This is a genomic window from Streptomyces sp. NPDC005202 (assembly GCF_040608235.1).
In the GTDB taxonomy this organism is placed as follows: domain Bacteria; phylum Actinomycetota; class Actinomycetes; order Streptomycetales; family Streptomycetaceae; genus Streptomyces.
In genome coordinates this window covers 487,363-509,704 of record NZ_JBEXHW010000002.1, presented here as the reverse complement: position 1 = coordinate 509,704, position 22,342 = coordinate 487,363, and the positions used below count along the sequence as shown (strand labels likewise).

Here is a 22,342-nt window from a genome sequence, read left to right as displayed (position 1 = left end):
GGGAGCGGACTCACCTCGGAGGCGGAGACGGAGGCGGAGGCTGTGGCCGGGACCCCATCCGCCGCACGAGAAGATGCCCCCATGCAACGTGAGCTACGGCTGCACAACGTCGGCCGCCGTTACGGCCTGCGCGGCCCCTGGGTCCTCCGCGGCGTCCATCTGACGATCGCCCCCGGCACACTGACCCGCCTCGAGGGCGCCAACGGCACGGGCAAGTCCACCCTCCTGCGCCTGCTCGCCGGGATCGACGCCCCCACCGAGGGCCGGGTCACCGGCCGTCCGCGCACGGCCTACGTCCCCGAACGCTTCCCGGCCGCGCTGCCGTTCACCGCCTCCGGCTACCTCACCCACCTGGGCACCGTGCATGGCCTGTCCCGTACGGCAGCCGCCCGTGCCGCCGGCGAGTGGCTGGAGCGCTTCGGGGCCGCCGCGTATGCCGGTACGCCGATGGCGCAGCTGTCGAAGGGCAGCAGCCAGAAGGTCGCGGTTGCCCAGGCCCTGCTCGCCGCGCCCGAGCTGCTCGTGCTCGACGAGGCGTGGACCGGGCTGAACGCTCCCGCCCGTGCCGAGCTGGAGCGGGCCGTCGCCGAGCAGACCGCGGTCGGCGGGGCCGTCGTGTTCGTCGACCATGATCCGCGCCGCCTCGCCGGGGCGCCCGACGCGACGTACGCCGTGCGCGACGGCGCCCTCGACCGCCGTGCCGAGAAGACTGCGTCACCGTCGGCGCGGCACGTAGTCGTCGAGGTGCAGGGACCGCCGGACGGGCGTCTCCCCGCCGACGCGCACCGGACCGTCGCCTCGGCCGAGGAGACCGCGCCGGGCACGTACCGGCTCGCCATTCCCGCCTCCCACTCGGACGTCCTGCTTCGCGCCCTGCTGACCGCCCGCCCGCCGTGGCACGTGATCCGTGTCGGCCCCAGCAGCCCCGACCAGGAAAGCCACCGATGACCGCCCTCCTCCGCTACCAGGCCGCCCTCCTCGTGCGCTCGCAGCGCTGGCTGCCGCCCTTCATCCTCTACGCGGCCTTCCTGGCCGTCGGAGTGCAGAGCGGGCAGCCCGTGCTCGACTCGCTCGGCTATGCGGCAGCCGCCCTGCTGCCCGTCGCCGCCTGGCTGGTGCGGATCTGCGCGACCAACGAGCCGCCCGCGGCCCGCAGCTGCGTCGCGGCGGCGGCCGGACCGGCGCGGGCCCACCTGGCCTGTCTGCTGGTGGCGTTGTCGGCGGCCGCGGCCCTGGGCACGGCCGCGACCGTCGTCGTCACGATGATCCACGACCCGGCGAGCGCCGACCACCGCACCCGGGTGCCGGTCTTTCAGGCAGGCGCGGCGGGGCTGCTCGCCGCACTGGTCTGCGCCCTGCTCGGCACGTCCGTCGGCGCGGTCACGAACCGGCCGGTGCTGTGCTCGCCGGGCCGGGCGGTGCCCGCGATGCTCCTGGCGGCGCTGCTGTCGGTGGTGCTGACGGGCTCCCCGGCGCAGGCGGCCGTCAGCGGCCTGGTCACCGGCTCGCAGTCGGGCCGGGTCCCGCTGCCGTTGCTGCCGCTGGCGGGGGCCGTCGTCGTCGCGGCGGCCGCGGTCGCCGCGAGCTCACCGCGCGGAGATCAGCCTGAGCAGGCCGTACGCTGCGCCTCCTGCCACTCGCAGGCGGGGCAGAGGGTGATCCCCTTGTACGATTCCGGGTACTCCGTCGGCTCCCGGCACAGCACGCACTCCGCGTACGGCGGGCCGTCGGCCTTGGGCGGCCTGGTCGCGTCGATGGTGCAGTAGTCGTCGCTCATGTCTGCAGCGTAGGAGTCTCAGGAGCGGACAGGAGCGGTCAGGAGCGGTCAGGAGCGGTCAGGAGCAGTCCTGACCGCAGGTCCGTCAGGTCCGTCAGTCCCGTCAGGACCTGCCGGTCGTCGCCGCGATCAGCTCGGACACCTTCACGAAGCGGAAGCCCTTCTTGCGCAGTGCCGGCACGACGGTGCGTACGGCGCGCTCGGTGGTCGGGGCCGCGCTGCGGGTGCAGTGCATGACGACGACCGACCCCGGCTTGACCCCGTCCAGCACCTGCCGGGCCACGGCATCCGCGTCCGTCGCGAACGCGTCGCCGCTCACCACGTCCCACTGCACCGCGGTGACGCCGAGGCCGCTGAGCGCACGCAGCGCCTGCTGGTCGTAGCAGCCGCCGGGGAACCGGAAGTACGGCATCGCATGCGGCACGCCCGCCGTACGGAAGGCGGTGTACGCGCGTTCCACGTCCGCGCGCATCCGGTCCGCGGAGACGGTCGGAAGGCCGTAGCAGTCGCCGGTGAACGCGTAGTGGCTGTAGGAGTGGTTGGCGAGTTCGAAGAGGGGGTCCCGGCCGATGGAGCGGGCCTGGTCCGGATACTCCTCGGCCCACCGGCCCGTCATGAACACGGTGGCCGGCACCTTCAGCGCGCGCAGCGTGGCGATGAGTGCCGGATTGTCGAAGTGCTCGCCCGAGGCCGCGCGCGGCCCCTGGTCGGCGGTCATGTCGGCGTCGAAGGTGAGCGCGACCGTCCTGCCCTTCGTCCGCGGGCCGTTGGTGAAGACGGGGGTGAGGCCGCCGGGGCTGGGGGCGAGGGTGGGCGGCCGGGAGGGTGCGGCGGTGGACTTCGCGGGAGCCGGCCGGCCGGCACGGGGTGTCTGGGCGGTGCCGCAGGCGGCGAGGGCGGCGCTCAGGGCGCAGACCGCGGTGATACGTCGTACAAGTGGGATCACCGGACGAACGTAGGACGGTCGCCGGTCATATGAACGGCGGCGCGGCGGCGCGGTCACCCGCCCGGCGGCCGCCCGGTCGGACGGTCACACGTCCCGCTGCTCCAGCGGCCGGGTCGCCGGACCCTGGATCACCTTGCCGTCCCTGTCGAAGCGGGAGCCGTGGCAGGGGCACTCCCAGGCCCGTTCGGCCGCGTTGAAGTTGAAGGAGACCAGACAAGCGAGGTGGGTGCAGCGGGCGGAGAGGGCGTGCGGAGTGCCGCCGCCACGCCGAGCCCGGCCCGCGTCAGCTCGTACGCCCTTGCTCAGCCCGGCCACGCCCGCGCCGATGACGGCCACGTCGACGTCGAGATCCTCCTCCAGCGCGGGACGGGTCGGCCCCGGAGCCGTCTGAAGCCAGTACGAACCACTGACGTGTCGGTGCGCGCTCATGGCCCTCGGGTGCCCCATCCGGGCCGACCTGACCGTGCGCACACGGGTGGACGCGGAGCGCCGCCCGAGTTTCGCGCCGGAATTGCGAGAAACTTTTCGCCTCAACTTCTTTTGGGTCGGGTGGAATTCGTACGGCATTCTTCCGCGCATTTGATTTGCCATCGCGCCGGGAACGGGCGAGACTGTAAAAGCGTGACGTGGAGCCGCCGAAGGTTCCGACGCCGCACTGCCCCGACGAGTAAACAAAAGGGGCCGACCGGTGGAAAACCAGCTGCAGATCCTCCTTTCCGAGGAGGGAGCCGAAGCCGAGCGCGTGGAGAAGCTGACCGGATATCTCCGCGAGGAACTGCTCCGGCTCGACGTGGACGACGTGACGGCTCTTCCCGGCGAAGAGGTCCCGCCCGGCGCACGGGCGGCGGACGTCACCCAGATCGGAGCGCTGCTGGTGAGCCTGGGCGGCGCCGCCACCGCGCTGAACCAGGTGATGGCCGTGGTCCGTGACTGGTGGGGCCGGTGCCGGGACAGCCGCCCGACGCTGAGCCTGACGATGGACGGCGACGTCCTGGAGATCTCGGAGGCGACGCCGGAGCAGGTGGCGGAGGCGTTCGACGTGTTCCTCCGCCGGCATTCCGCCGCCGAGGCCTGACCATGGGCGAATCCCGGCGGGCGTTGATCATCGCCAACGACAGCTATCAGGATCCGGGACTCAGGAAACTGAAGGCGCCGGCGCACGACGCCGTCGCCCTCGCCGATGTCCTGCAGGATCCCCAGATCGGCGACTTCGCCGTGGACGTGGTGAAAAATGAGCCGTCCCACGTCATAGAGAGACACATCGAAGAGTTCTTCTCCGAAGGCCGACCCGAGGACACACTGCTGCTGCATTTCTCCTGCCACGGCCTGAAGAGCGAATCCGGGGAACTGTTCTTCGCGGCCGGCAACACCGAGCCGCGGCTGCTGGGCGCCACGGCGGTCTCGGCCCAGTTCGTCCGCCGCTGCATGTTCCGCACCCGGGCGCGCAGGACCGTGCTGTTCCTCGACTGCTGCTACGGCGGCGCCTTCTCCCGCGGCTCGTCCGGAGTGCGCGCGGCCGGGGACGTGAACGTCCTCGACTCCTTCGCGGGGACCAAGCTCGGCGGCGGGCGGGGCTGGGCCGTCATCACGGCGTCCAATTCCATGGAGTACGCCTTCGAGGGCAACGATCTCGCCCAGGGCTCCGCTCCCCGGCCCCGGCCCTCCGTGTTCACCCATGCGGTGGTTGAGGGCCTCAAGAGCGGTGAGGCGGACCGCGACGGCGACGGCTGGGTCTCCCTCAACGAGCTGTACGACTACGTCTACGACCACGTCCGGGAGCAGAACCCGAACCAGACCCCCAGCTGCACCGCCGAGATGCAGGGAGGCATGCATCTGGCCCGCAGTCGGCGCCGCTGCCGCATCACGATCGACCCCACGCCCGTCCCGGCCGCCCTGCAAACCGTCCTGAACAGCAGCGACATGTACGCCCGCCTCGGTGCCGTGGGAGAGCTGCGCGGACGTCTGAAGCACGACAGGCCCTCGGTCGCCGAAGGAGCTCGGCAGGCTCTGGAAGGTGTGGCGCGCAACGACATCCAGGCCGTCGCGGATGCGGCGGACCGGGCCCTGAGGGAGACCACCCTCTCCCCGTCCCCGTCCCCCGCCAGTCTGGACTTCGGCCGGGTGCCTCAGGGCTCTCCTCCGCCACACCGGTCCGTAAGGCTCCTCGGCCCGCCCCTGGCACGCTGCTGCGAGCCACGCTCCCAGAGCGACTGGCTCCAGGTCGAGAAGACCGCCGACGGTCTGGAGGTCCACGTCGACACCTCCAGGCCGGGACACCTGAGCGGCGACATCCTGCTGAAGGGGGTCGCCGGCGAGGTGATGCTCCACGCCGAGGTCCAGGTGATGCCGAGCGACGCCCAGACCGAGGTCCAGGTGGTGCCGAGCGACGCCCGCGACGAGACCTCGGCATCCGCAACGCAGACAACTCTCCACCCGCCCCCGCCCGTGGAGCAGCCCCCGAAACCTCCCCCGCCCCCGAAGCCTCCACCGCCGCCGAAACCTCCCCCGCCCCCGACCGAGAGCCGGAAGCGGCACGTCTCACTGCGCGCGCCCGCGCTGGCCACCGCGGCGCTGGCGCTCGCCGTCACTTCCGTGGTCATGGTCGTCAAGGCCGCTGTGGCAGGAATGGAGGCGGTGAAGGTCCGGAGGACGGATCGTCACGGGCACATCGCCGCCTACGTGCAGGATGCCGGGGCACTGCACCCCCTCGTGACGTCCCTGCTCACAGCGGTGGCGGTGCTCATCCTCGGCGCCGTCGCCTCCTACGACCTGAGCGCGCGGCCCGACCGCCACACGTCGGCGTCGACCACGGCCACCAAGGCCCTGACCTGGACGGCGAAGCTCCTGGCCATACCGGCACTCGTCGTGGCCGCGCTCCTGGGCATAGCCTTCCTCGTCGCGAGCAAGCTCGACTGACGCGCGGATCAGGACTCCTTCAGCAGGCGCTCGCGGCACTCCTCCACGTCGAAGTCCGCCGTCGGGTACTGCGGGTCGAGCGCCTCCAGGTGTTCGAGGAGGAGGCGGCTGATCGCCCAGTTGCGGTACCACTTGCGGTCGGCCGGGACGAGGTACCACGGCGCGCACAGGGTCGAGCAGCGGTGCAGGGCGATCTCGTACGCCTCCTGGTAGGCGGGCCACCGGGCCCGCTCGTCGATGTCGGCGGGGTCGAACTTCCAGTGCTTGTGCGGGTTGTCGAGGCGTCTGAGGAGGCGGCGCCGCTGCCCGTCGTAGGAGATGTGCAGGAAGCACTTGATCACGGTCACGCCGTCGTCGGTGAGGGACTGCTCGAAGTCGTTGATCTGCGCGTAGCGGTCCTCGATCTCGGCGCGCGGGACGAGTTCGCGGACGCGGGCGATGAGGACGTCCTCGTAGTGGGAGCGGTCGAAGATGCCGATCTCGCCGGGGTGGGGGAGCGCCTTGCGGATGCGCCAGAGAAAGGAGTGGCTACGCTCGCTGGGGGTGGGTGCCTTGAAGGCCTTGATGCGGCAGCCGGAGGGGTTGAACAGGCCGATGACGTGCTTGACCGTGCCGCCCTTGCCGCTGGTGTCCATGCCCTGCAGGACCAGCAGGATCCGGCGCCGGTCGCCGGCCGTGCTCGCCGCCCACAGCCGCTCCTGGAGCTCGGCGAGAGGCTTGCCCATCCGCGCGTTCGACTTGCGGCCGGCGGCCTTGTTCCGGGGGCCGCCGGGGGTGGCCGCCGCGTCGTACGCGGAGAGATCGATCCGCTCGCCGACGGGGAGGCGGAGCAGGTCGCGGAGGGGGACGTCGTCCGTGCCCTTCGGGGACCGGTGTTCCGGGCCCGTCTTCGCGTCCTCGTGCTCTGAGGCTTTCGTCGAGCTCTTCCCGGCCACGCGACACCCCTTCCGTCCGCTCCCCCGATCGTGCGCCGCGGGAGCGGCGGTGACGCGTACGGCGCGCCCGACCGAGCCCCCGGAGTCGTCCCCGCACCCCGAGACGAGCCCCGGCGCCGCCACCTGTGCCACGGGCCGCTGACGGTGCACCTGTGCAGCGCGGGGGCGGGCGCAAGGAACCGCGCGCGCAGTACGCGTCACTGCTGCTTGGCGGTGGGGGTGACGGGCTCGTGCGTGCTGGTGTCGGTGTCGGTGTCGGTGGTGGGGGTGGGGGTGACGGTGTCGTGTGTGCCGGTGTCGGCGGTGGGGGCGAGGGGTTCGGGGGAGGCCGCGTCGGCGGCGTCCCTGACGGGCGTGACCGCGGCGGCGGTGGTGGCGTCGGTGTGGGCGGAGAGACCGGCTGGCGGGGACGCGGCCGTGTCGGCGGCCGGCCCGACGGGGCGCGGTGCACTCGGTTCCGGTGGTGTCGGGTGGGCCCTTTCCAGGAAGCGCAGCAGTTCGACCGGGAAGGGCAGCACGAGCGTGGAGTTCTTCTCGGCGGCGACCGCCGTCACCGTCTGCAGCAGCCGTAGTTGCAGCGCTGCCGGCGTGTCCGCCATCTGCTGTGCCGCCTCGGCCAGCTTCTTCGACGCCTGGAGCTCGGCGTCCGCGTTGATGATCCTGGCCCGCCGCTCCCGGTCCGCTTCCGCCTGCCGGGCCATGGACCGCTTCATCGTGTCCGGCAGGGAGACGTCCTTGATCTCGACGCGGTCGATCTGGACGCCCCACCCGATGGCCGGGCTGTCGATCATCAGCTCCAGGCCCTGGTTGAGTTTCTCCCGGTTGGACAGCAGATCGTCCAGGTCGCTCTTGCCGATGATCGAGCGCAGGGACGTCTGGGCCATCTGGGACACGGCGAACCGGTAGTCCTCGACCTGGACGATCGCGTTCGCCGCATCGACGACCTTGAAGTACACGACTGCGTCCACGCGCACGGTCACGTTGTCCCGGGTGATGCCCTCCTGGGCGGGGACCGGCATCGTGACGATCTGCATGTTGACCTTGCGCAGCCGGTCCACGAACGGAATGATCATCGTGAAGCCGGGCCGGCGCACGTCACCGGCCAGCCGGCCGAGCCGGAACACCACCCCGCGTTCGTACTGCTTCACGACCCGCGCCGCCGCCGCGATATACACGACTCCGACGCTGCCGAAGGCGACCGCAGCGGTCACCAGCTCCTGAACCATGACGACGACCCCCTGCCAGCCGTCCGTGTGCGCACGTTTGCGCCTGCTTCAACGATATGCCCGGTCCGAGGCCGGGGCGAGCCTCGGACCGGGCATCGTTGTGCGGCTACGGTGTCCTGACCTTCACCGGCTCCGTCCCGGCCGCGCTGTGCCGCTCGGCCCAGCTCTCCAGCGCCGTACGGCAGGCGTGGTCCACATGGTGCAGCCCGGACAGGTTCAGCTCGACGGGCCGGTCCCGGGGCAGCGCCTCCAGGCAGTCGAGGATCTTCGGCAGCCGCAGGAAGGTCGCGTTGCCGGACAGGTGGGCCTGGACGGGACCGGCGCCCTTGTCGACGACCTCCAGCTGCATGTGCGAGGCCTCCCAGGCGGTCTTGGCCACCGCCAGGGCCAGGCCGATCAGCACGCCCTCGAACATGTTCACCGCGACGATGGACACGGCCGTGACCACCAGGATCAGCGCCTCGCCCCGGTGCGCCCGCCACAGCGACACGATCTGCCGGAACGGGATCAGCTTCCAGCCGGCGTGCACGAGGATGCCGGCGAGGGCGGGCAGCGGTGTCAGCGCCAGGGCGGACGGCAGCAGCGCCGCGAACAGCAGCAGCCACACGCCGTGCAGGACCCGCGAGGCCTTGGTGCGGGCGCCTGCCTGGACGTTGGCGGAGCTGCGCACGATCACGGCGGTCATCGGCAGCGCGCCGAGCAGCCCGCACACGGCGTTGCCCGCGCCCTGGGCCATCAGCTCCTGGTCGTACCGGGTGCGCGGCCCGTCGTGCAGCCGGTCCACGGCCGCCGCGCTGAACAGGCTCTCGGCCGAGGCGATGAGCGCGAAGGCGAGGATGGTACCGAGGATCGCCGGGTTCGCCAGCGCGCCGAAGGCGTCCGCCCCGGGCGGCTGGATCGCCCCCAGCAGGCCCTTCACCTCGACCGCGGCGACCGGCAGGCCGAGAGCGAGCGAGGCGAGTGCGGCCAGGAGCACCGCGGCCAGCGCTCCCGGTACCGCCTGTGCCCGCTTCGGCATCCGCTTCCACAGCACGATCACGGCCACGGTGCCCGCGCCGACCGCGAGCGAGGCGAGGGCCTCGGTGCTGCCGAGGGCGTCGACGAGCGCTTCCGGCAGCCCCGCGATCCTGCCGAGTCCGGAGGCCGGGGCCTTCAGCCCCGCCGCCGCGTACAGCTGCCCGGCGATGATCACGAGCCCGATGCCGGCCAGCATGCCCTCGACCACCGAGACCGAGATGGCCCGGAACCAGCGGCCCAGCTTCACGGTACCCATCGCGAGTTGGAGCAGCCCGGCGGCCGTCACGATCACCCCGAGCGCGGGCAGCCCGAACGCCCGGACGGCCTCGAGGACCAGCACGGTCAGACCCGCGGCCGGACCGGACACCTGGAGGCTGCTGCCGGGCAGCAGCCCGCTGACGATGCCGCCCACGATGCCGGTGACCAGGCCGAGTTCGGCCGGGACTCCGGAGGCGACGGACACACCGACGCACAGCGGAAGCGCGACCAGGAAGACGACGAGGGAGGCGGCGACGTCCCCCTTCAGAAAAGGGAACCTGGTCGTCACGGTGCCGCTCACAGGGCCGTGAAGGAGTCGGTCTGCGGGCGGTGCGCCAGGACGGCGCCGGTGTGCACCTCGTAGTACCAGGCGTGCAGGTTCAGCCGGCCGCTCTCCAGCTTCTCGGCGATGCACGGGTACGAGCGCAGCCGCAGCAGCTGTGTCAGGACGTGGCCCTGCACGCCCTCGGCGACGGCCGGGTCCTCGACGGCCCCCTTGGGCCGCGGCGCCGCGTGCGCCAGCCAGTCCCGCACGGCGGGTACGGCCTCGAGGTCGTCGCCCCGGACGAGGGCGCCGACGGCGCCGCAGTGCGAGTGGCCGCAGACGATGACGTCCCGGACGCCGAGCACCTCCACGGCGTACTCGATGGTGGCCGCCTCGCTGGTGGGGTGCTCGGAGGCGTACGGGGGCACGATGTTGCCCGCGGTGCGCAGCTCGAAGAGCTCGCCGGGGCGGGCGCCCGTGATCAGGGCCGGAACGACCCGGGAGTCGGAACAGGTGATGAACAGCACCTGCGGGGACTGGCCTTCGGCGAGCTTGGCGAACTCCTCAGGGCGTTGTCCGAACGTACGGGCGTTGTCGATGAGGGGCTGCATGTGTGGTGACTCCTCCTGGCGCGCCGTGGGGGCGCGTCGGGCTTGCACGGCAGACGTGGGGGGAACTGCTCTGCTGCTGGGCAGAACCGCTCTGCGTTCAGCAGCGGAAGACCTGGAGCGCGGCCGGGGTGCGGTCGGCCGAGGATCTCGACGTGCGGGAGTGCGCGGCGCCGGGCGCGACCGCCTCGTGGGCGGCCGCGGGATCCTCCTTCAGTGGGGAGCGCTCGGGCGCCTCGGGGGCGGAGTCGGCGGCGCGGTGACGGTCGCGGGTGCGCAGGGGACCGGTCGGGTTCCCGGCCGACCCGCAGTCGCGGAACGTGGCCGTTTCGTGGCGGAGGGCTGTACCGGTGGGCTTGGTTCCGGTCCGGGCCTTGGCCTCGGCTTGACGGACCGTGTGCGCGGATGCGAAGGACGGATGCGAAGGACGGGGACGGAGCGAAGAGCGGGAGGGCGAGCAGGACGGCGGCGAGGAACGCGATCGCGGTCCGGGCCGCCTTGCCTCGGAACATGTGCCTCCTCCCCGCGATTCGCATCTCTAGCGCAGACCAATGATTGGTCAACGACTGGTCAAGAGACACGGTAGCCGTGCAAAGTCGTTTGCACGGTTAACCCGGCGCTTCGAGTCGCAGAGAGCCTCAAAAGTGAGGGTGGGTTGGCGCGAACCGGTTCTCGGTCAGGACGTGCCGCTCGGGCAGGAGGCGGTCAGCGGGTCTCGACGAGCGCCTTGGCGTCCCGGGCGAGCGCGGTGAGCCGGGATATCGCGCGGAAGTACTTCTTGCGGTAACCGCCGTTCAGCATCTCCTCGCTGAACAGCTGGTCGAAGGGCAACCCGGAGGCCAGCACCGGCACTTCACGGTCGTAGAGCCGGTCCGCGAGAACGACGAGGCGGAGCGCCGTCGACTGGTCCGGCACCGGCCGGACGTCGGTCAGGCACACCGCCCTGATCCCGTCGGTCAGGGCGCCGTAGCGGCTCGGGTGGACCTTGGCCAGGTGCTCCAGCAGGTGCGGGAAGTCGTCGAGCGAGGCGCCCTCGGTGGCGTACGCCGCCTTCGTCACCTGCTCGTCGGAGTACGGCGCCGGCGCCTCGGGCAGGCCGCGGTGGCGGTAGTCCTCGCCGTCGATGCGCAGGGTGCGGAAGTGGGCGGCCAGGCCCTGGATCTCGCGCAGGAAGTCGGCGGCCGCGAACCGGCCCTCGCCGAGCTTGCCCGGCAGGGTGTTGGAGGTGGCGGCGAGCGCGACGCCCGCGTCGACGAGCTTGCCGAGCAGGGTGGAGACCAGCACGGTGTCGCCGGGGTCGTCCAGCTCGAACTCGTCGATGCACAGCAGGCGGTGGCCCGAGAGGGTCTCCACCGTCTTCTGGAAGCCGAGGGCGCCGACCAGGTTGGTCAGCTCCACGAACGTGCCGAACGCCTTGAGGGCGGGCTCGGCCGGCGTGGCGTGCCACAGGGAGGCCAGCAGATGGGTCTTGCCGACGCCGTAGCCGCCGTCGAGGTAGACCCCACGGGGGCCGGCCGGTGTCTTCGCGGCCTTGCTCCTGCTCTTGCCGAAGCCGAAGAAGCCGCGCTTGCCGGAGCCGGTGGCGTGCGCCCCGCCGAGCCCGGCGGCGAAGTCCTCGAGCACCCGCACGGCCTCGGTCTGGCTGGGCTGCTGCGGGTCCGGGATGTACGTGGCGAACCGCACCGAGTCGAAGCGCGGCGGCGGCACCATCTCGGCGACCAGCCGGTCCGCGGGGACGTGCGGCTCACGCGCGCACAGGGACAGCGGTGCCGCGTCGGCTATGGAGCGGAGCCCGGAGGCGGCTGTGGAGGACGACACGCTTCCCCATGCTAGGGCCTGCCCGGCGGGTCCGGCCGGACCGGGGGGTGTGCGGTTCCCGTGCAGTGAGGGTTGGTGGGGTCAGGTGTGTGTGCGGTTCCCGTGCAGTGAGGGTTGGTGGGGTCCGGTGTGTGTGCGGTTCCCGTGCAGTGAGGGTTGGTGGGGTCAGGTGTGTGTGCGGTTCCCGTGCAGTGAGAGTCGGTGGGGTCCGGTGCGCGTGCGGCCGCGAGGCGGAGGAAGCGGAGGGAGCGGAGGAAGCGGATGGAGCGGAGGAAGCGGATGGAGCGGAGGGAGCCGTCACGTCAGCCGCTGCCGCGGAGGTCGACGCGGTCGGGTCCCCTTGCTCGGCTCGGCCTGGGGGAGTCGGCGACCGACGGCAACTCCGCCGGAGGTTCCCCTGCTCGAAGAGCTCGGGCGAGGGCGTGCCAGCGCCCGCGATCCCGGCCGGACCAGCCGGGTGGGCCCTGCGGCGGCGTGGAACACTCACGGCATGCGACGCCTGTTCCCTGTGGCCGACCAGACAGCAGCTCCGCCCCCCGGTGGGACGCACGGAACCACTGAGGTGAGTGCGCCCGGCGCCGACCTGGCGGACCGGGAGTGGAGTCTTGCCGAGCTGGCCGCCGCCTACGCCTACCCGGAGCGCGGGCCCGGCGGCCGCGAGCCCTGGCTGCGGGCCAACATGGTGGCCACGCTCGACGGAGCCGCGCAGCACGAGGGCCGTTCGCAGCCCATCTCCAGCGCCGCCGACATGCGGATCTTCGGCACGCTACGGGCGCTGGCGGACGTCGTGGTCGTCGGCGCGGAAACGGTACGTCATGAGGGGTACCGCCCGGCCCGCGCGCGGGAGGAGTTCGCGGCGATGCGGGCGGCGGCCGGGCAGGGACCGGCCCCGGCGATCGCGGTCGTCACCGCGAGCCTGGAGCTCGACTTCTCGCTCCCGCTCTTCACCTCGCCCCTGGTGCCCACGCTGATCCTGACGGGCGCCGCGGCGGCCCCGGACCGGATCGCGACCGCGGAGAAGGCGGGCGCCCGGGTGGTGATCGCCGGCGACGGCGTCGGTGTGGACCCCGCCCGCGCCGTACAGGCCCTGGCCGAGCTCGGCCACACCCGGCTGCTGACCGAGGGCGGCCCGCGGCTGCTCGGCCAGATGGTGGCGGCCGGGGTGCTCGACGAGCTGTGCCTGACCGTCTCCCCGATGCTCACCGCGGGCGACGCGCAGCGCATCGCCGGTGGACCGTCGGTGACGGTTCCGCAGCGCTTCGCCCTGACGTCCCTGCTGGAGGAGGAGGGCTTCCTCTTCAGCCGGTACCGGCGGCCGTGACCGCCGGATGGCGGCATCGGCGGTCAGCGGCCGCGGATCCGACGGGTCACTGGCCCCGATGCCGGTGGCCGCGGGTGCCCGATGCCGGTGGCCGCGGGTGCCCGACGCCGGTGGCCGCGGGTGCCGACGCCGGTGGTCACTGGCCCCGATGCCTGTGGCCGCGGGTGCCCGACGCCGGTGGCCGCGGGTGCCGACGCCGGTGGTCACTGGTGCCGACGCCGGTGGCCGCGGGGCCCGACATCGGTGGCCGCGGGTCCCCATGCGGTCAGCCGCGGATCCGACGCCGGTGGTCACTGGTCCCGACGCCGGTGGCCGCGGGGCCCGACATCGGTGGCCGCGGGTCCCCATGCCGTCAGCCGCGGATCCGACGCCGGTGGTCACTGGTCCCGTTGCCGGTGGCCACGGGTCCCGACGTCGGCGGCCACTGGTCCCGACATGATCGGAATCAATCGTTCCGCTTATCCGCCCCGGGCACACTGAATCCGGCAGTACCCGTGCGATCACGGGGCAGGATGGTTTCCGCAGGGGCTGGTACGGCCCACGGAGGAGAGAGGGCCCACGGGCTCTCGCAAGGAGAAGGGGCGCCTGGTGTTCACAAGCGTATTGATGATCGAGAAAGCCCTGACGTCCGCCGACGTGGACTTCGTCACCACCTTGCACGGGGACGAGCCGGTGTTCTTCCACGTGCTGCTCCAGCCGCGCGGCGACCAGGCGGACCGCCTGCTGCGGGCCATCGACGACATCGCGCTCGGCGAACTCGACGAGGCGGCACGCGAGCGCGAGACCCCCGAGGGCGAGGCCGCGAAGGGCGCCGGGGCGCAGGCCCTGGACGTATCCCTCAGGGCCCTGCACGCGGCGGGCAGCGAGGCCGAGGGGCGACTCGTCGAGGACCATCCGCTGGACGCCTTGAAGACCCTGGTCGGCGAGGTCGACGCCGACGAGGTGATCGTCCTGACCGACCCGCACTACGTGGAGGAGTTCTTCCACCGCGACTGGGCCTCGCGGGCCCGGCACAAGGTCGGGGTGCCGGTGCTGAAGCTCTTCTCCCACAGCAAGGCATAGGCTTGGGCGGCGCCCCCGCGCAGGGGTGCGCTCACCGTCGTACCGCCCGTCGTACCACCTGGGGAGAGACACGCATGGCACCCGGCCTTCCTACCGCCATGGACCGACCGCACTTCATCGGCATCGGCGGCGCCGGGATGTCGGGCATCGCGAAGATCCTCGCGCAGCGCGGGGCCAAGGTGGCGGGCAGTGACGCGAAGGAGTCCGCGACCGCGGAGGCCCTGCGGGCGCTGGGCGTGACCGTGCACATCGGGCACGCGGCCGAGCACCTCGCCGACGACGCGAGCTGCGTGGTCGTCTCCTCGGCGATCCGCAAGGACAACCCGGAGCTGGCCCGCGCGGCCGAGCTGGGCATCCCGGTGGTGCATCGCTCCGACGCGCTGGCCGCCCTGATGGAGGGCCTGCGCCCGATCGCGGTCGCCGGCACCCACGGCAAGACCACCACCACCTCCATGCTGGCGGTCTCGCTCACGGAGCTCGGCCTGAACCCGTCGTACGCCATCGGCGGCGACCTGGACGCCCCCGGCTCCAACGCGCTGCACGGCGAGGGCGACATCTTCGTCGCCGAGGCGGACGAGTCGGACCGCAGCTTCCACAAGTACGCGCCCGAGGTCGCCATCGTCCTCAACGTCGAGCTCGACCACCACGCCAACTACGCCTCGATGGACGAGATCTATGAGTCCTTCGAGACCTTCGCCGGCAAGATCGTGCCCGGCGGCACGTTGGTGATCGCGGCGGACCACGAGGGCGCGCGGGAGCTGACGCGTCGCCTGGCCGGGTCGGTGAAGACGGTGACGTACGGAGAGGCGCAGGACGCCGACGTGCGGGTCCTGTCGGTCGTGCCGCAGGGCCTGAAGAGCGAGGTCACCGTTCTGCTGGACGGTGAGGAGCTCACCTTCACGGTCTCCGTCCCCGGCCGCCACTACGCCCACAACGCCGTCGCCGCGCTGGCAGCGGGCGTGGCCCTGGGCGTCCCGGCCGCCGAGCTGGCCCCTGCGCTGGCCGCCTACACGGGCGTCAAGCGCCGTCTGCAGCTCAAGGGCGAGGCGGTCGGCGTCCAGGTGATCGACTCCTACGCCCACCACCCGACGGAGATGGCCGCCGATCTGGAGGCGATGCGCGCGGCCGCGGGCGACGCCCGGATCCTGGTCGTCTTCCAGCCGCACCTGTTCTCCCGCACCCAGGAGCTGGGCAAGGAGATGGGCGAGGCGCTGTCCCTCGCGGACGCCTCGGTCGTCCTCGACATCTACCCGGCCCGCGAGGACCCGATCCCCGGTGTCACCAGCGAGCTGATCATCGAGGCGGCCCGGGTGGCGGGCGCGGACGTGACGGCGGTCCACGACAAGGCGGAGGTGCCGGAGGCGATCGCGGGAATGGCGACGGCAGGGGATCTCGTTCTCACCATGGGCGCGGGCGACGTCACGGACCTCGGTCCGCGCATCCTGGACCGTTTGTCGAAGTGAGGGGCTGAGGGCTCATGTCGTACGACGTCGAGAAGCCGGACGAGCAGTGGCGCGCGGAGCTGACTCCGGCCGAGTACGCCGTGCTGCGCCGGGCCGCCACGGAGCCCGCCTTCACCGGTGAGTACACGGACACCAAGACCAAGGGCGTCTACTCCTGCCGTGCCTGCGGCGCCGAACTGTTCACCTCGGACACGAAGTTCGAGTCCCACTGCGGCTGGCCGTCCTTCTACGACCCCAAGGACTCCGACGCGGTGGAACTGCTGGAGGACCGCTCCCACGGGATGGTGCGCATCGAGGTGCGGTGCGCCCGCTGCGGCTCGCACCTCGGTCATGTGTTTGAGGGGGAGGGGTACCCCACCCCGACCGACCAGCGGTACTGCATCAACAGCATCGCGCTGCGACTGGCGCCGGCCGAGGACTAGATGTTCTGTCCACGGAGGTTGGTGACAGCGATCACTGACGTGTGATCTTGAAATGGGTGAGGGCCTTCTGGCCTGGTGCGGATTGCGACATCTACCCCAGCGACCAGAAAGGCCCTCATGCCTCACCGTAATGCACCGCTGACCGAGACCGGCCGTCTGCGCCTGGCCCGTTGCGTGCGGCGACGGCACCGGTGGCGGTGAGGTCGTCGGCGGGCAGGCGAGCAGGAGCCCGTCGGCGTCGGCCGGGGTGACGGGCAGGGCGTTCGCGGCGTTCGTGCGCGGCAAGTGGAAGGTCGAGTCCGAGACGACGAACGGGGAGACAGGCACGTACGCCGTGACCGTCGCCGACGGCGTCTGGACCCTGGACTGGGGTGGTGGCGGGAACACCTGGGGCGGCACCTGGGCCACGCAGGGCGGGCGGCTGGCGCTGCGGGTGCCCGAGTCGAAGAGTAGCCCCGAGGAGCTGACCGACGCGGCCGCCGAGAACGTGCCGGCGTCGGTCGGCGACTCCGTGTCGTTGTTCCTGCCCTGGCAGCCGCCCGGCCAGGCGGACACGAGCGACGGCCAGCGGCTCGACGCGAACTACACCAGCAAGGGCGGCGCTGCGCATCCGGCACTTCGACGCGAGCGGCAGCATGACCGTGCATACCTGCACGCGCATGTGACGGCCGCCCGCCCAGGCCTGCTCCGCCGGGGTCGCCGGACAGGTGCCGGGCGGCTGCCCGGGCCGGCCGGCGCAGCGTTTGGCGCCGGACCGGGACGGTGCGACACTATGTGATGCAGGTGACGTTTCCGGCGTCACCGACACTCCACGCTTTCCTCGGTAGAGGCGGGTGGAAATAACATGGACACAGCCTCCTACGTCGTACTGGCCGCAGAGCCACGCCTGTGGGCCACCTTCGGCGCCTTCCTCGGCGGACTCGTCATCGCCGGCGCCTTGGTCTGGGCCGTCCGGATGGGCATCGGCGTGATGCGCCGCGAGTCGGATCGTCCCACCGCCGCCGAGCAGCCGCATCTGCCGGTCACCGGGGCCATCCACGAGATCAGGGAGATGCGGGAGCCCGATGAGGTGCACCCCGACGACGGGGAACGGCTCATGCCCTATGAGCTCCACGCCACCGGAACCAAGCGCAGCAACGACCAGCACCGCCTCCGCTGGTATCCGGGCGGAAGCGGATCCTTCGGCGGCGGCGGCCCCGGGCACACCTGAGCCCGCGGCCGCACACCCGAACGGGGCGGGCCCTTGTGGCCCGCCCCGTTCGCGTGTGTTTCAGCCGACGTCGGAGGGTCCCAGGTCGTACAGCCCGCCGCTGCGCTGTCGCTGCCGACCAGCCGCCCGTGGAGATGCTGCCGACCAGCCGCCCGTGGAGATGACGGGCTGCCCCGACTCCATGATGATCTGCGCGGCCCCACCGCCCCGCCAGGACGGGCACAGTGCGGTCACGTCCGGTGCCCAGCGGGTCGCCCGCCAAAGTTCTGCAACACAAGGCGTCTAGACTCTCCCCGCAATGGTCCGCGCGACCGTGGCCGAGAGCGGGCAGCTTCTGCCAGACCCGAAGGGCGTTCGGCGTTTTGATACGGATGGATTCAGTCACCAAGCGGTACCCGGACGGCACGGTGGCGGTCGACCGGCTCTCGCTGGAGATCCCGGACCGCTCGATCACCGTCCTCGTCGGACCGTCGGGCTGCGGCAAGACCACGACCCTGCGCATGATCAACCGGATGGTCGAGCCGAGCGAGGGCACGATCCTCCTCGACGACGTCGACATCCAGAAACAGCCCGTCAACACCCTGCGCCGGTCGATGGGTTACGTCATCCAGAACGCCGGGCTCTTCCAGCACCGCACCATCGTCGACAACATCGCGACCGTGCCCCGTCTGCTCGGCTGGAGCAAGGCCAAGGCCAGGGCACGGGCGGCGGAGCTGATGGAGCGGGTCGGGCTCGACGCCTCGCTCGCCAAGCGATACCCGTACCAGCTGTCCGGGGGCCAGCAGCAGCGCGTCGGCGTGGCGCGCGCGCTCGCCGCGGATCCGCCGGTGCTGCTGATGGACGAGCCCTTCTCAGCCGTCGACCCGGTGGTGCGCAAGGGCCTGCAGGAAGAACTGCTGTGGATCCAGGAGGAGTTGGGCAAGACCATCGTCTTCGTCACCCACGACATCGACGAGGCCATCAAGCTCGGCACCATGGTCGCGGTGCTGCGCACCGGCGGCCGCCTCGCCCAGTTCGCGCCGCCCGCCGAACTGCTGTCCGATCCCGCGGACGCCTTCGTCGAGGACTTCCTCGGCACCGACCGCGGCATCCGCCGGCTGTCCTTCTTCGCCTCCGGGGAGCTGGAGTTGAAGACGGCTCCGATCGTCGCCGTCGACTCCACCGCCGAGCAGATCGCCGTCCGCGGCACCGCGGACGTGCCGTACCTCCTCGTCACCGACCTGGAGGGCAAGCCCCTCGGCTGGAGCGAGCCGGGCGACCTGACCGCCGGGGAGGTGGACCCCGCCCGACTGCTGCCGTACGGGCGGCCCTTCGAGTACGGCAGGGAGTCGCTGCGGGCCGCGCTCGACGGCGCCGTGCTCTCGCCGACCGGCTGGGCGGTCGGCGTGGACGGCACCGGCCGGGTGGTGGGCGTCGTCTCGCAGCAGACCATCGGCGAGGCGATCCGCAGGGCCCACGCCGACGGCCGCACCGACGCCAAGGTCGCCGGATGAACCGCTTCTTCGACATCCCGAGCGACCTCCAGCACAGCTGGCTCGGCCTGATCGGCCTGCACCTGCGCGAGGCCCTGCTGCCCGTCCTCGCGGGACTGGTCGCCGCCCTGCCGATCGCGCAGCTGTGCGTGCGGTTCCGCTGGCTGTACCCGCCCGTGCTGGGCGTGACGACCGTCCTGTACGCCATCCCGTCGCTGGCCTTCTTCGTCGTCCTCATCGACTACACCGGCCAGACCGAGCTCACCGTGATGATCCCGCTCGCCGTCTACAGCCTGGTCGTGCTCGTCCCGGCGATCGTCGACGGCGTCCGCTCGGTGCCGCAGGAGACGCTCGCCGCGGCCACCGCCATGGGCTTCGGGCCCGTACGGCGGTATCTCCAGGTGCAGTTGCCGATCGCGGTGCCCGCGATCATCGCGGGACTGCGGGTGGCCGTGGTGTCGAGCATCAGCCTCGTCAGCGTCGGCATGCTGATCGGCAACCAGGGCGCGCTGGGGAACCTGCTCAACGACGCGAACATCTACCACCGGCCCGAGCTCGCGGTGAATTCCGTGGTCACCACGGCCGTCCTCGCCATCCTCGCCGACGCCGTGCTCGTCCTCGTACGCCTCCTGCTCACCCCCTGGATGCCGCGCGGCACGCGCCGCGCGAAACCGAAGGCCGCCGAGGCCCGGCCCGATGTGGCCGTGGCCGCCCTGGAGGACGCCGTCCGGTGAACGTACTCCACTTCGTCAACGCCTTCTTCAGCGACGGCGCCCAATGGCACGGCTACGACGGCATCCCCACGCGGGTGGGGGAGCACATCCAGTACTCGCTGATGGCGCTCGGCATCGCCGCCGCCATCGGACTGCCGATCGGTCTGATCACCGGCCACACCGGGCGCGGCGGCAACACCCTCGCCCTGATCGCCACCGCCGGGCGGGCTCTGCCCAGCTTCGGCCTGCTGGTGCTGATGTTCATCCTGCTCGGGTTCGGCATGGTGCCCGTGATGATCCCGCTGGTCGTCCTCGCCGTCCCGCCGATCCTGGTGACGACGTACGAGGCGGTGCGCTCCGTCGACCCCTCGCCGGTGGACGCCGCCCGGGGCATGGGCATGCCGGAGCCGCGAATCCTGTTCCAGGTCGAACTGCCCGTCGCGCTCCCGCTGATCCTCAGCGGCCTGCGCTCGGCGGCCATCCAGATCGTCTCCACGGCCACTATCGCCGCGTACGTCAGCCTCGGCGGCCTCGGCCGCTACATCGTCGACGGTCTCTACCAGCGCAACTACGAGAAGGTCGTGGGCGGCGCCACGCTGGTCGCCGTGCTGGCTCTGGCGACGCTCACGGTGTTCTGGGCGATCGCACGGCTCGCGGTGTCGCCGGGGGTGCGCCGGAGCGCCTAGCGCCCGGCGCAGTACAGGGCCGCGGGCCCGGGGCGGTTCCTCCATCGCCCCGGGCCCGCTCGTTCGTCGCGTCAGCCCTCGGTACGGGCCAGGGCCAACTCCACTACGACCAGCAGCGCGTCCCGCACCGAGCCGCGCTCGCCGGCGTCGAAGACGACCACCGGGACGCCGGGTCGATGTTGTCGGCGGGCAGATGGCTCTGCTCGACGGTCTCGCGCAGGCTGGTCAGGCCCTCGATCTCCTTCAGGGCCTGCGCCTCGGTGTCCGGCAGCCGGTGGCCGAACGTCCGGCGCACCCTGTCGACCTGGGCGTCCACCGCGGACTGCGCCTTGCGGTAGGCGGCGAGCGAGGGCCTGCTGCCGCCGCCGCCCATGGCCTCGTAGCGCACGGAGAGCAGGATGGCCTGCTGGTGCTCGGCCTCCACCCGGTCGACGAGGGCGGCGACCTGGGCGCTGTCGCGCACGAGCCGCGCCGCGGACGCCACCTGCCGGGCCTGGCCGACCCGGTCGGCGATGAGGTAGGTGAGCAGCACGGCGACCACGGCGAGCGGTACGCCGACCAGGACATTGAGTTTGCGCCGGAAGGGCCACCGGTCGGCGAAGCCCCGTAAGCCACCGCTGGGTGGCGGCGGGGCCGGGCGGGCGGGTGCGTCCACCTCGTTCGTGGACACCGGGCCTCCTACGTAGGAGTGTCTCCACCCGAGATGATGCGTAACGACACCGAAGCGGCCCCCGCACACCACTGTGGCTGACGCCATGAATCTACCGCCTCTTCGAAGCGCCGCTCGCCTCGTCCCGTGGCAAGAACCCGTTACAAAGCAACCGCTTCGCCTCTACAACTGGACACGCTTCGAAGCCAATCGGTGACCCGACTGCTCTTGACTGACCGAGAACCGGCTGGATTGGATCAGCAAAGTGCGGTGCCCGCACCCTGCGCGCTCCTGCCATCGCCCTGCTCCTCACCAACCTTAGCCCGGAACGGGAATTGTGACTTCTTACGCGAAGAGCACCAGGTCAAGCACGAGACACACCGGCGCGGCCGCCGTCGCACTCGCCGCCACCGCGGCGCTCGTCGCCGGGTGTTCGTCGTCCTCCGACAACAAGTCCGACAATCCGCTCTCGGGCGAGAAGGTCAGCGGCAACAGCGTCGTCGTCGGCTCCAACAACTTCGCCGAGAGCATCCTGATCGCCGACATCTACGGCGAGGCCCTCAAGGCCAAGGGCATCAAGGTCACCTACAAGCCCAACATCGGCAGCCGCGAGACCACCTACGGTCTGCTCAAGAACGGCTCCATCACCGTCCTGCCCGAGTACAACGGCGCGCTGCTGGCCTACCTCGACAAGAACGCCACCCCGAAGACGGTCGCCGCCACGACGGCCGCCATCAACGCCAAGCTCGACTCCAAGCTCACGCTGCTTCAGCCGGCGCCCGCGCAGGACAAGGACTCCGTCACCCTCAACGCGGACACCGCCAAGAAGTACAACCTCACCGAGAAGTCCTCCATCGCGGACCTGAAGGACATCGCCAAGGACCTGGTCATCGGCGCCTCGCCGGAGTTCCAGACCCGGCAGCAGGGCCTGGTGGGCCTGAAGGCGGTGTACGGGCTCGAGTTCAAGTCCTTCAAGGCGCTGGACGCCGGCGGTCCGCTGACCCAGGCGGCGCTGAAGAAGAACACCGTGCAGGCCGCGGACATCTTCACCACGGACCCGACCATCACCAAGGAGAAGTTCGTCGTCCTGCAGGACCCGAAGAACCTCTTCGGGTTCGAGAACGTGCAGCCGCTCGTCTACAAGTCCGGCCTGTCCCAGAAGGGCGTCGACGCGCTCAACGCGGTCTCCGCCAAGCTGGACACGGCCACCCTGCTGGACCTGGACACCCAGGTGCAGTCGCAGAACAAGGACCCGCTGGACGTCGCCAAGGCCTGGCTGAAGTCCGCCGGCCTCGACTGACGCACCGCACTTGGACACGACCGCGAACGGCACGACGCGGGTGCCCCCGGACGCCGGGGACACCCGCGTCGTGCTGGACGGCCGCGGTCTCGACATCGCTGTGGTGGTCAGGCTCGCCGACGCCGCGGCCACGCCCGTCGTACCACCCGAGGCGCTCGACCAGGCCCGGCGCTCCTGGCAGGCCCGGCTGCACATCGTGTGGGCGCTGGCCCAGGGCGAGAGCGATGTCACCGGGCTCGCGGAGCGGGTCGGCGGCGCGCTGCCCGCGGCGCGGCCCG

The 22,342-nt window shown here is 71.7% G+C and carries 20 protein-coding genes and 5 pseudogenes; 15 read left to right on the top strand and 10 right to left on the bottom strand.

The features are described from left to right. Positions 1-81 precede the first annotated feature (81 nt). Together ABZV31_RS06155 and ABZV31_RS06150 are read left to right on the top strand one after the other, a co-directional pair. Positions 82-948 (top strand): ATP-binding cassette domain-containing protein, encoded by an 867-nt coding sequence (locus ABZV31_RS06155; protein ID WP_355888753.1) that lies wholly within the window; start codon positions 82-84, stop codon positions 946-948. Beyond that, positions 945-1,586, top strand: a pseudogene (locus tag ABZV31_RS06150) (ABC transporter); the annotation flags it as partial. The gene ABZV31_RS06155 and the pseudogene ABZV31_RS06150, both read left to right, overlap by 4 nt. Positions 1,587-1,880: 294 nt before the next feature. On the opposite strand, the gene ABZV31_RS06145 reads toward ABZV31_RS06150, so the two are convergent. Beyond that, entirely contained in the window at positions 1,881-2,723 is an 843-nt protein-coding gene (locus tag ABZV31_RS06145) for a polysaccharide deacetylase family protein (protein ID WP_355888751.1), read from the bottom strand. Positions 2,724-2,807: 84 nt separating this feature from the next. Then, positions 2,808-2,981, bottom strand: a pseudogene (locus tag ABZV31_RS06140) (Rieske 2Fe-2S domain-containing protein); the annotation flags it as partial. Positions 2,982-3,411: 430 nt separating this feature from the next. Here ABZV31_RS06140 and ABZV31_RS06135 point away from each other — a divergent pair. Both ABZV31_RS06135 and ABZV31_RS06130 read left to right on the top strand, forming a co-directional pair. Beyond that, positions 3,412-3,798 (top strand): hypothetical protein, encoded by a 387-nt coding sequence (locus ABZV31_RS06135; protein ID WP_355888748.1) that lies wholly within the window; start codon positions 3,412-3,414, stop codon positions 3,796-3,798. A 2-nt stretch (positions 3,799-3,800) separates the two neighbouring features. Then, on the top strand, positions 3,801-5,639 hold the full coding sequence (locus ABZV31_RS06130) for a caspase family protein (protein WP_355888745.1): 1,839 nt from the start codon (positions 3,801-3,803) through the stop codon (positions 5,637-5,639). An 8-nt stretch (positions 5,640-5,647) separates the two neighbouring features. Here the strand turns inward: ABZV31_RS06130 and ABZV31_RS06125 are convergent, their stop codons facing one another. From ABZV31_RS06125 to zapE, 5 genes are all read right to left on the bottom strand, one after another. Further along, a complete protein-coding gene (locus ABZV31_RS06125; protein WP_355888742.1) occupies positions 5,648-6,574 on the bottom strand; it encodes a PPK2 family polyphosphate kinase in 927 nt (308 codons plus the stop codon). A gap of 197 nt (positions 6,575-6,771) precedes the next feature. Then, complete coding sequence (locus ABZV31_RS06120) at positions 6,772-7,800, bottom strand: slipin family protein (RefSeq protein WP_355888739.1); 1,029 nt, start codon at positions 7,798-7,800, stop codon at positions 6,772-6,774. Positions 7,801-7,906: 106 nt separating this feature from the next. Further along, positions 7,907-9,364, bottom strand: coding sequence for a SulP family inorganic anion transporter (locus ABZV31_RS06115; RefSeq protein WP_355888736.1), 1,458 nt, complete (start codon positions 9,362-9,364; stop codon positions 7,907-7,909). Positions 9,365-9,372: 8 nt separating this feature from the next. Beyond that, positions 9,373-9,951: a carbonic anhydrase gene (locus ABZV31_RS06110; RefSeq protein WP_355888733.1), complete on the bottom strand. Its 579-nt coding sequence runs from the start codon at positions 9,949-9,951 to the stop codon at positions 9,373-9,375. Positions 9,952-10,653: 702 nt separating this feature from the next. Beyond that, positions 10,654-11,766, bottom strand: coding sequence for a cell division protein ZapE (gene zapE, locus ABZV31_RS06105; RefSeq protein ID WP_355888730.1), 1,113 nt, complete (start codon positions 11,764-11,766; stop codon positions 10,654-10,656). Between the two features lie 490 nt (positions 11,767-12,256). Here zapE and ABZV31_RS06100 point away from each other — a divergent pair, with 490 nt between their 5' ends. The 6 genes from ABZV31_RS06100 (at position 12,257) to ABZV31_RS06075 (ending at position 17,244) form a co-directional block, all read left to right on the top strand. Further along, a complete protein-coding gene (locus ABZV31_RS06100; RefSeq protein ID WP_355888727.1) occupies positions 12,257-13,087 on the top strand; it encodes a pyrimidine reductase family protein in 831 nt (276 codons plus the stop codon). 606 nt (positions 13,088-13,693) lie between these two features. After that, positions 13,694-14,149 (top strand): indole-3-glycerol phosphate synthase, encoded by a 456-nt coding sequence (locus ABZV31_RS06095; RefSeq protein ID WP_355888724.1) that lies wholly within the window; start codon positions 13,694-13,696, stop codon positions 14,147-14,149. A 74-nt stretch (positions 14,150-14,223) separates the two neighbouring features. After that, positions 14,224-15,612, top strand: coding sequence for a UDP-N-acetylmuramate--L-alanine ligase (murC, locus tag ABZV31_RS06090; protein ID WP_355888721.1), 1,389 nt, complete (start codon positions 14,224-14,226; stop codon positions 15,610-15,612). A gap of 14 nt (positions 15,613-15,626) precedes the next feature. Beyond that, on the top strand, positions 15,627-16,034 hold the full coding sequence (gene msrB, locus ABZV31_RS06085; RefSeq protein WP_355888718.1) for a peptide-methionine (R)-S-oxide reductase MsrB: 408 nt from the start codon (positions 15,627-15,629) through the stop codon (positions 16,032-16,034). A 247-nt stretch (positions 16,035-16,281) separates the two neighbouring features. Continuing rightward, on the top strand, positions 16,282-16,812 hold the full coding sequence (locus tag ABZV31_RS06080; protein WP_355888715.1) for a hypothetical protein: 531 nt from the start codon (positions 16,282-16,284) through the stop codon (positions 16,810-16,812). Between the two features lie 66 nt (positions 16,813-16,878). Continuing rightward, on the top strand, positions 16,879-17,244 hold the full coding sequence (locus ABZV31_RS06075; protein WP_355888712.1) for a DUF6479 family protein: 366 nt from the start codon (positions 16,879-16,881) through the stop codon (positions 17,242-17,244). 60 nt (positions 17,245-17,304) lie between these two features. Here the strand turns inward: ABZV31_RS06075 and ABZV31_RS06070 are convergent, their stop codons facing one another. Further along, positions 17,305-17,478: a hypothetical protein gene (locus ABZV31_RS06070; RefSeq protein ID WP_355888709.1), complete on the bottom strand. Its 174-nt coding sequence runs from the start codon at positions 17,476-17,478 to the stop codon at positions 17,305-17,307. A 128-nt stretch (positions 17,479-17,606) separates the two neighbouring features. Here ABZV31_RS06070 and ABZV31_RS06065 point away from each other — a divergent pair, with 128 nt between their 5' ends. The 3 genes from ABZV31_RS06065 to ABZV31_RS06055 are packed head-to-tail and all read left to right on the top strand — an operon-like array spanning position 17,607 to position 20,115. After that, positions 17,607-18,737 carry an ABC transporter ATP-binding protein gene (locus ABZV31_RS06065; protein ID WP_355888707.1) on the top strand — a complete coding sequence of 377 codons (1,131 nt, stop codon included), beginning with the start codon at positions 17,607-17,609 and terminating at the stop codon, positions 18,735-18,737. Next, positions 18,734-19,450 carry an ABC transporter permease subunit gene (locus tag ABZV31_RS06060; protein WP_355888705.1) on the top strand — a complete coding sequence of 239 codons (717 nt, stop codon included), beginning with the start codon at positions 18,734-18,736 and terminating at the stop codon, positions 19,448-19,450. The genes ABZV31_RS06065 and ABZV31_RS06060 overlap by 4 nt, the downstream gene beginning before the upstream one ends. Next, the gene (locus tag ABZV31_RS06055) at positions 19,447-20,115 is read left to right on the top strand and encodes an ABC transporter permease (protein ID WP_355888702.1); all 669 of its coding nucleotides are present in this window, start codon (positions 19,447-19,449) and stop codon (positions 20,113-20,115) included. Before ABZV31_RS06060 ends, ABZV31_RS06055 begins: the two co-directional genes overlap by 4 nt. Before the next feature lie 71 nt (positions 20,116-20,186). On the opposite strand, the pseudogene ABZV31_RS06050 reads toward ABZV31_RS06055, so the two are convergent. After that, positions 20,187-20,285 (bottom strand): annotated as a pseudogene (locus ABZV31_RS06050) (ATP-binding protein); the annotation flags it as partial. Further along, a pseudogene (locus ABZV31_RS06045) lies at positions 20,282-20,785 on the bottom strand (ATP-binding protein); the annotation flags it as partial. The pseudogenes ABZV31_RS06045 and ABZV31_RS06050, both read right to left, overlap by 4 nt. A gap of 316 nt (positions 20,786-21,101) precedes the next feature. Between ABZV31_RS06045 and ABZV31_RS06040 the strand changes: the two are divergent. Then, positions 21,102-22,064 carry an ABC transporter substrate-binding protein gene (locus ABZV31_RS06040; RefSeq protein ID WP_355888701.1) on the top strand — a complete coding sequence of 321 codons (963 nt, stop codon included), beginning with the start codon at positions 21,102-21,104 and terminating at the stop codon, positions 22,062-22,064. Positions 22,065-22,134: 70 nt separating this feature from the next. Further along, positions 22,135-22,332, top strand: a pseudogene (locus ABZV31_RS06035) (hypothetical protein); the annotation flags it as partial. Positions 22,333-22,342 lie beyond the last annotated feature (10 nt).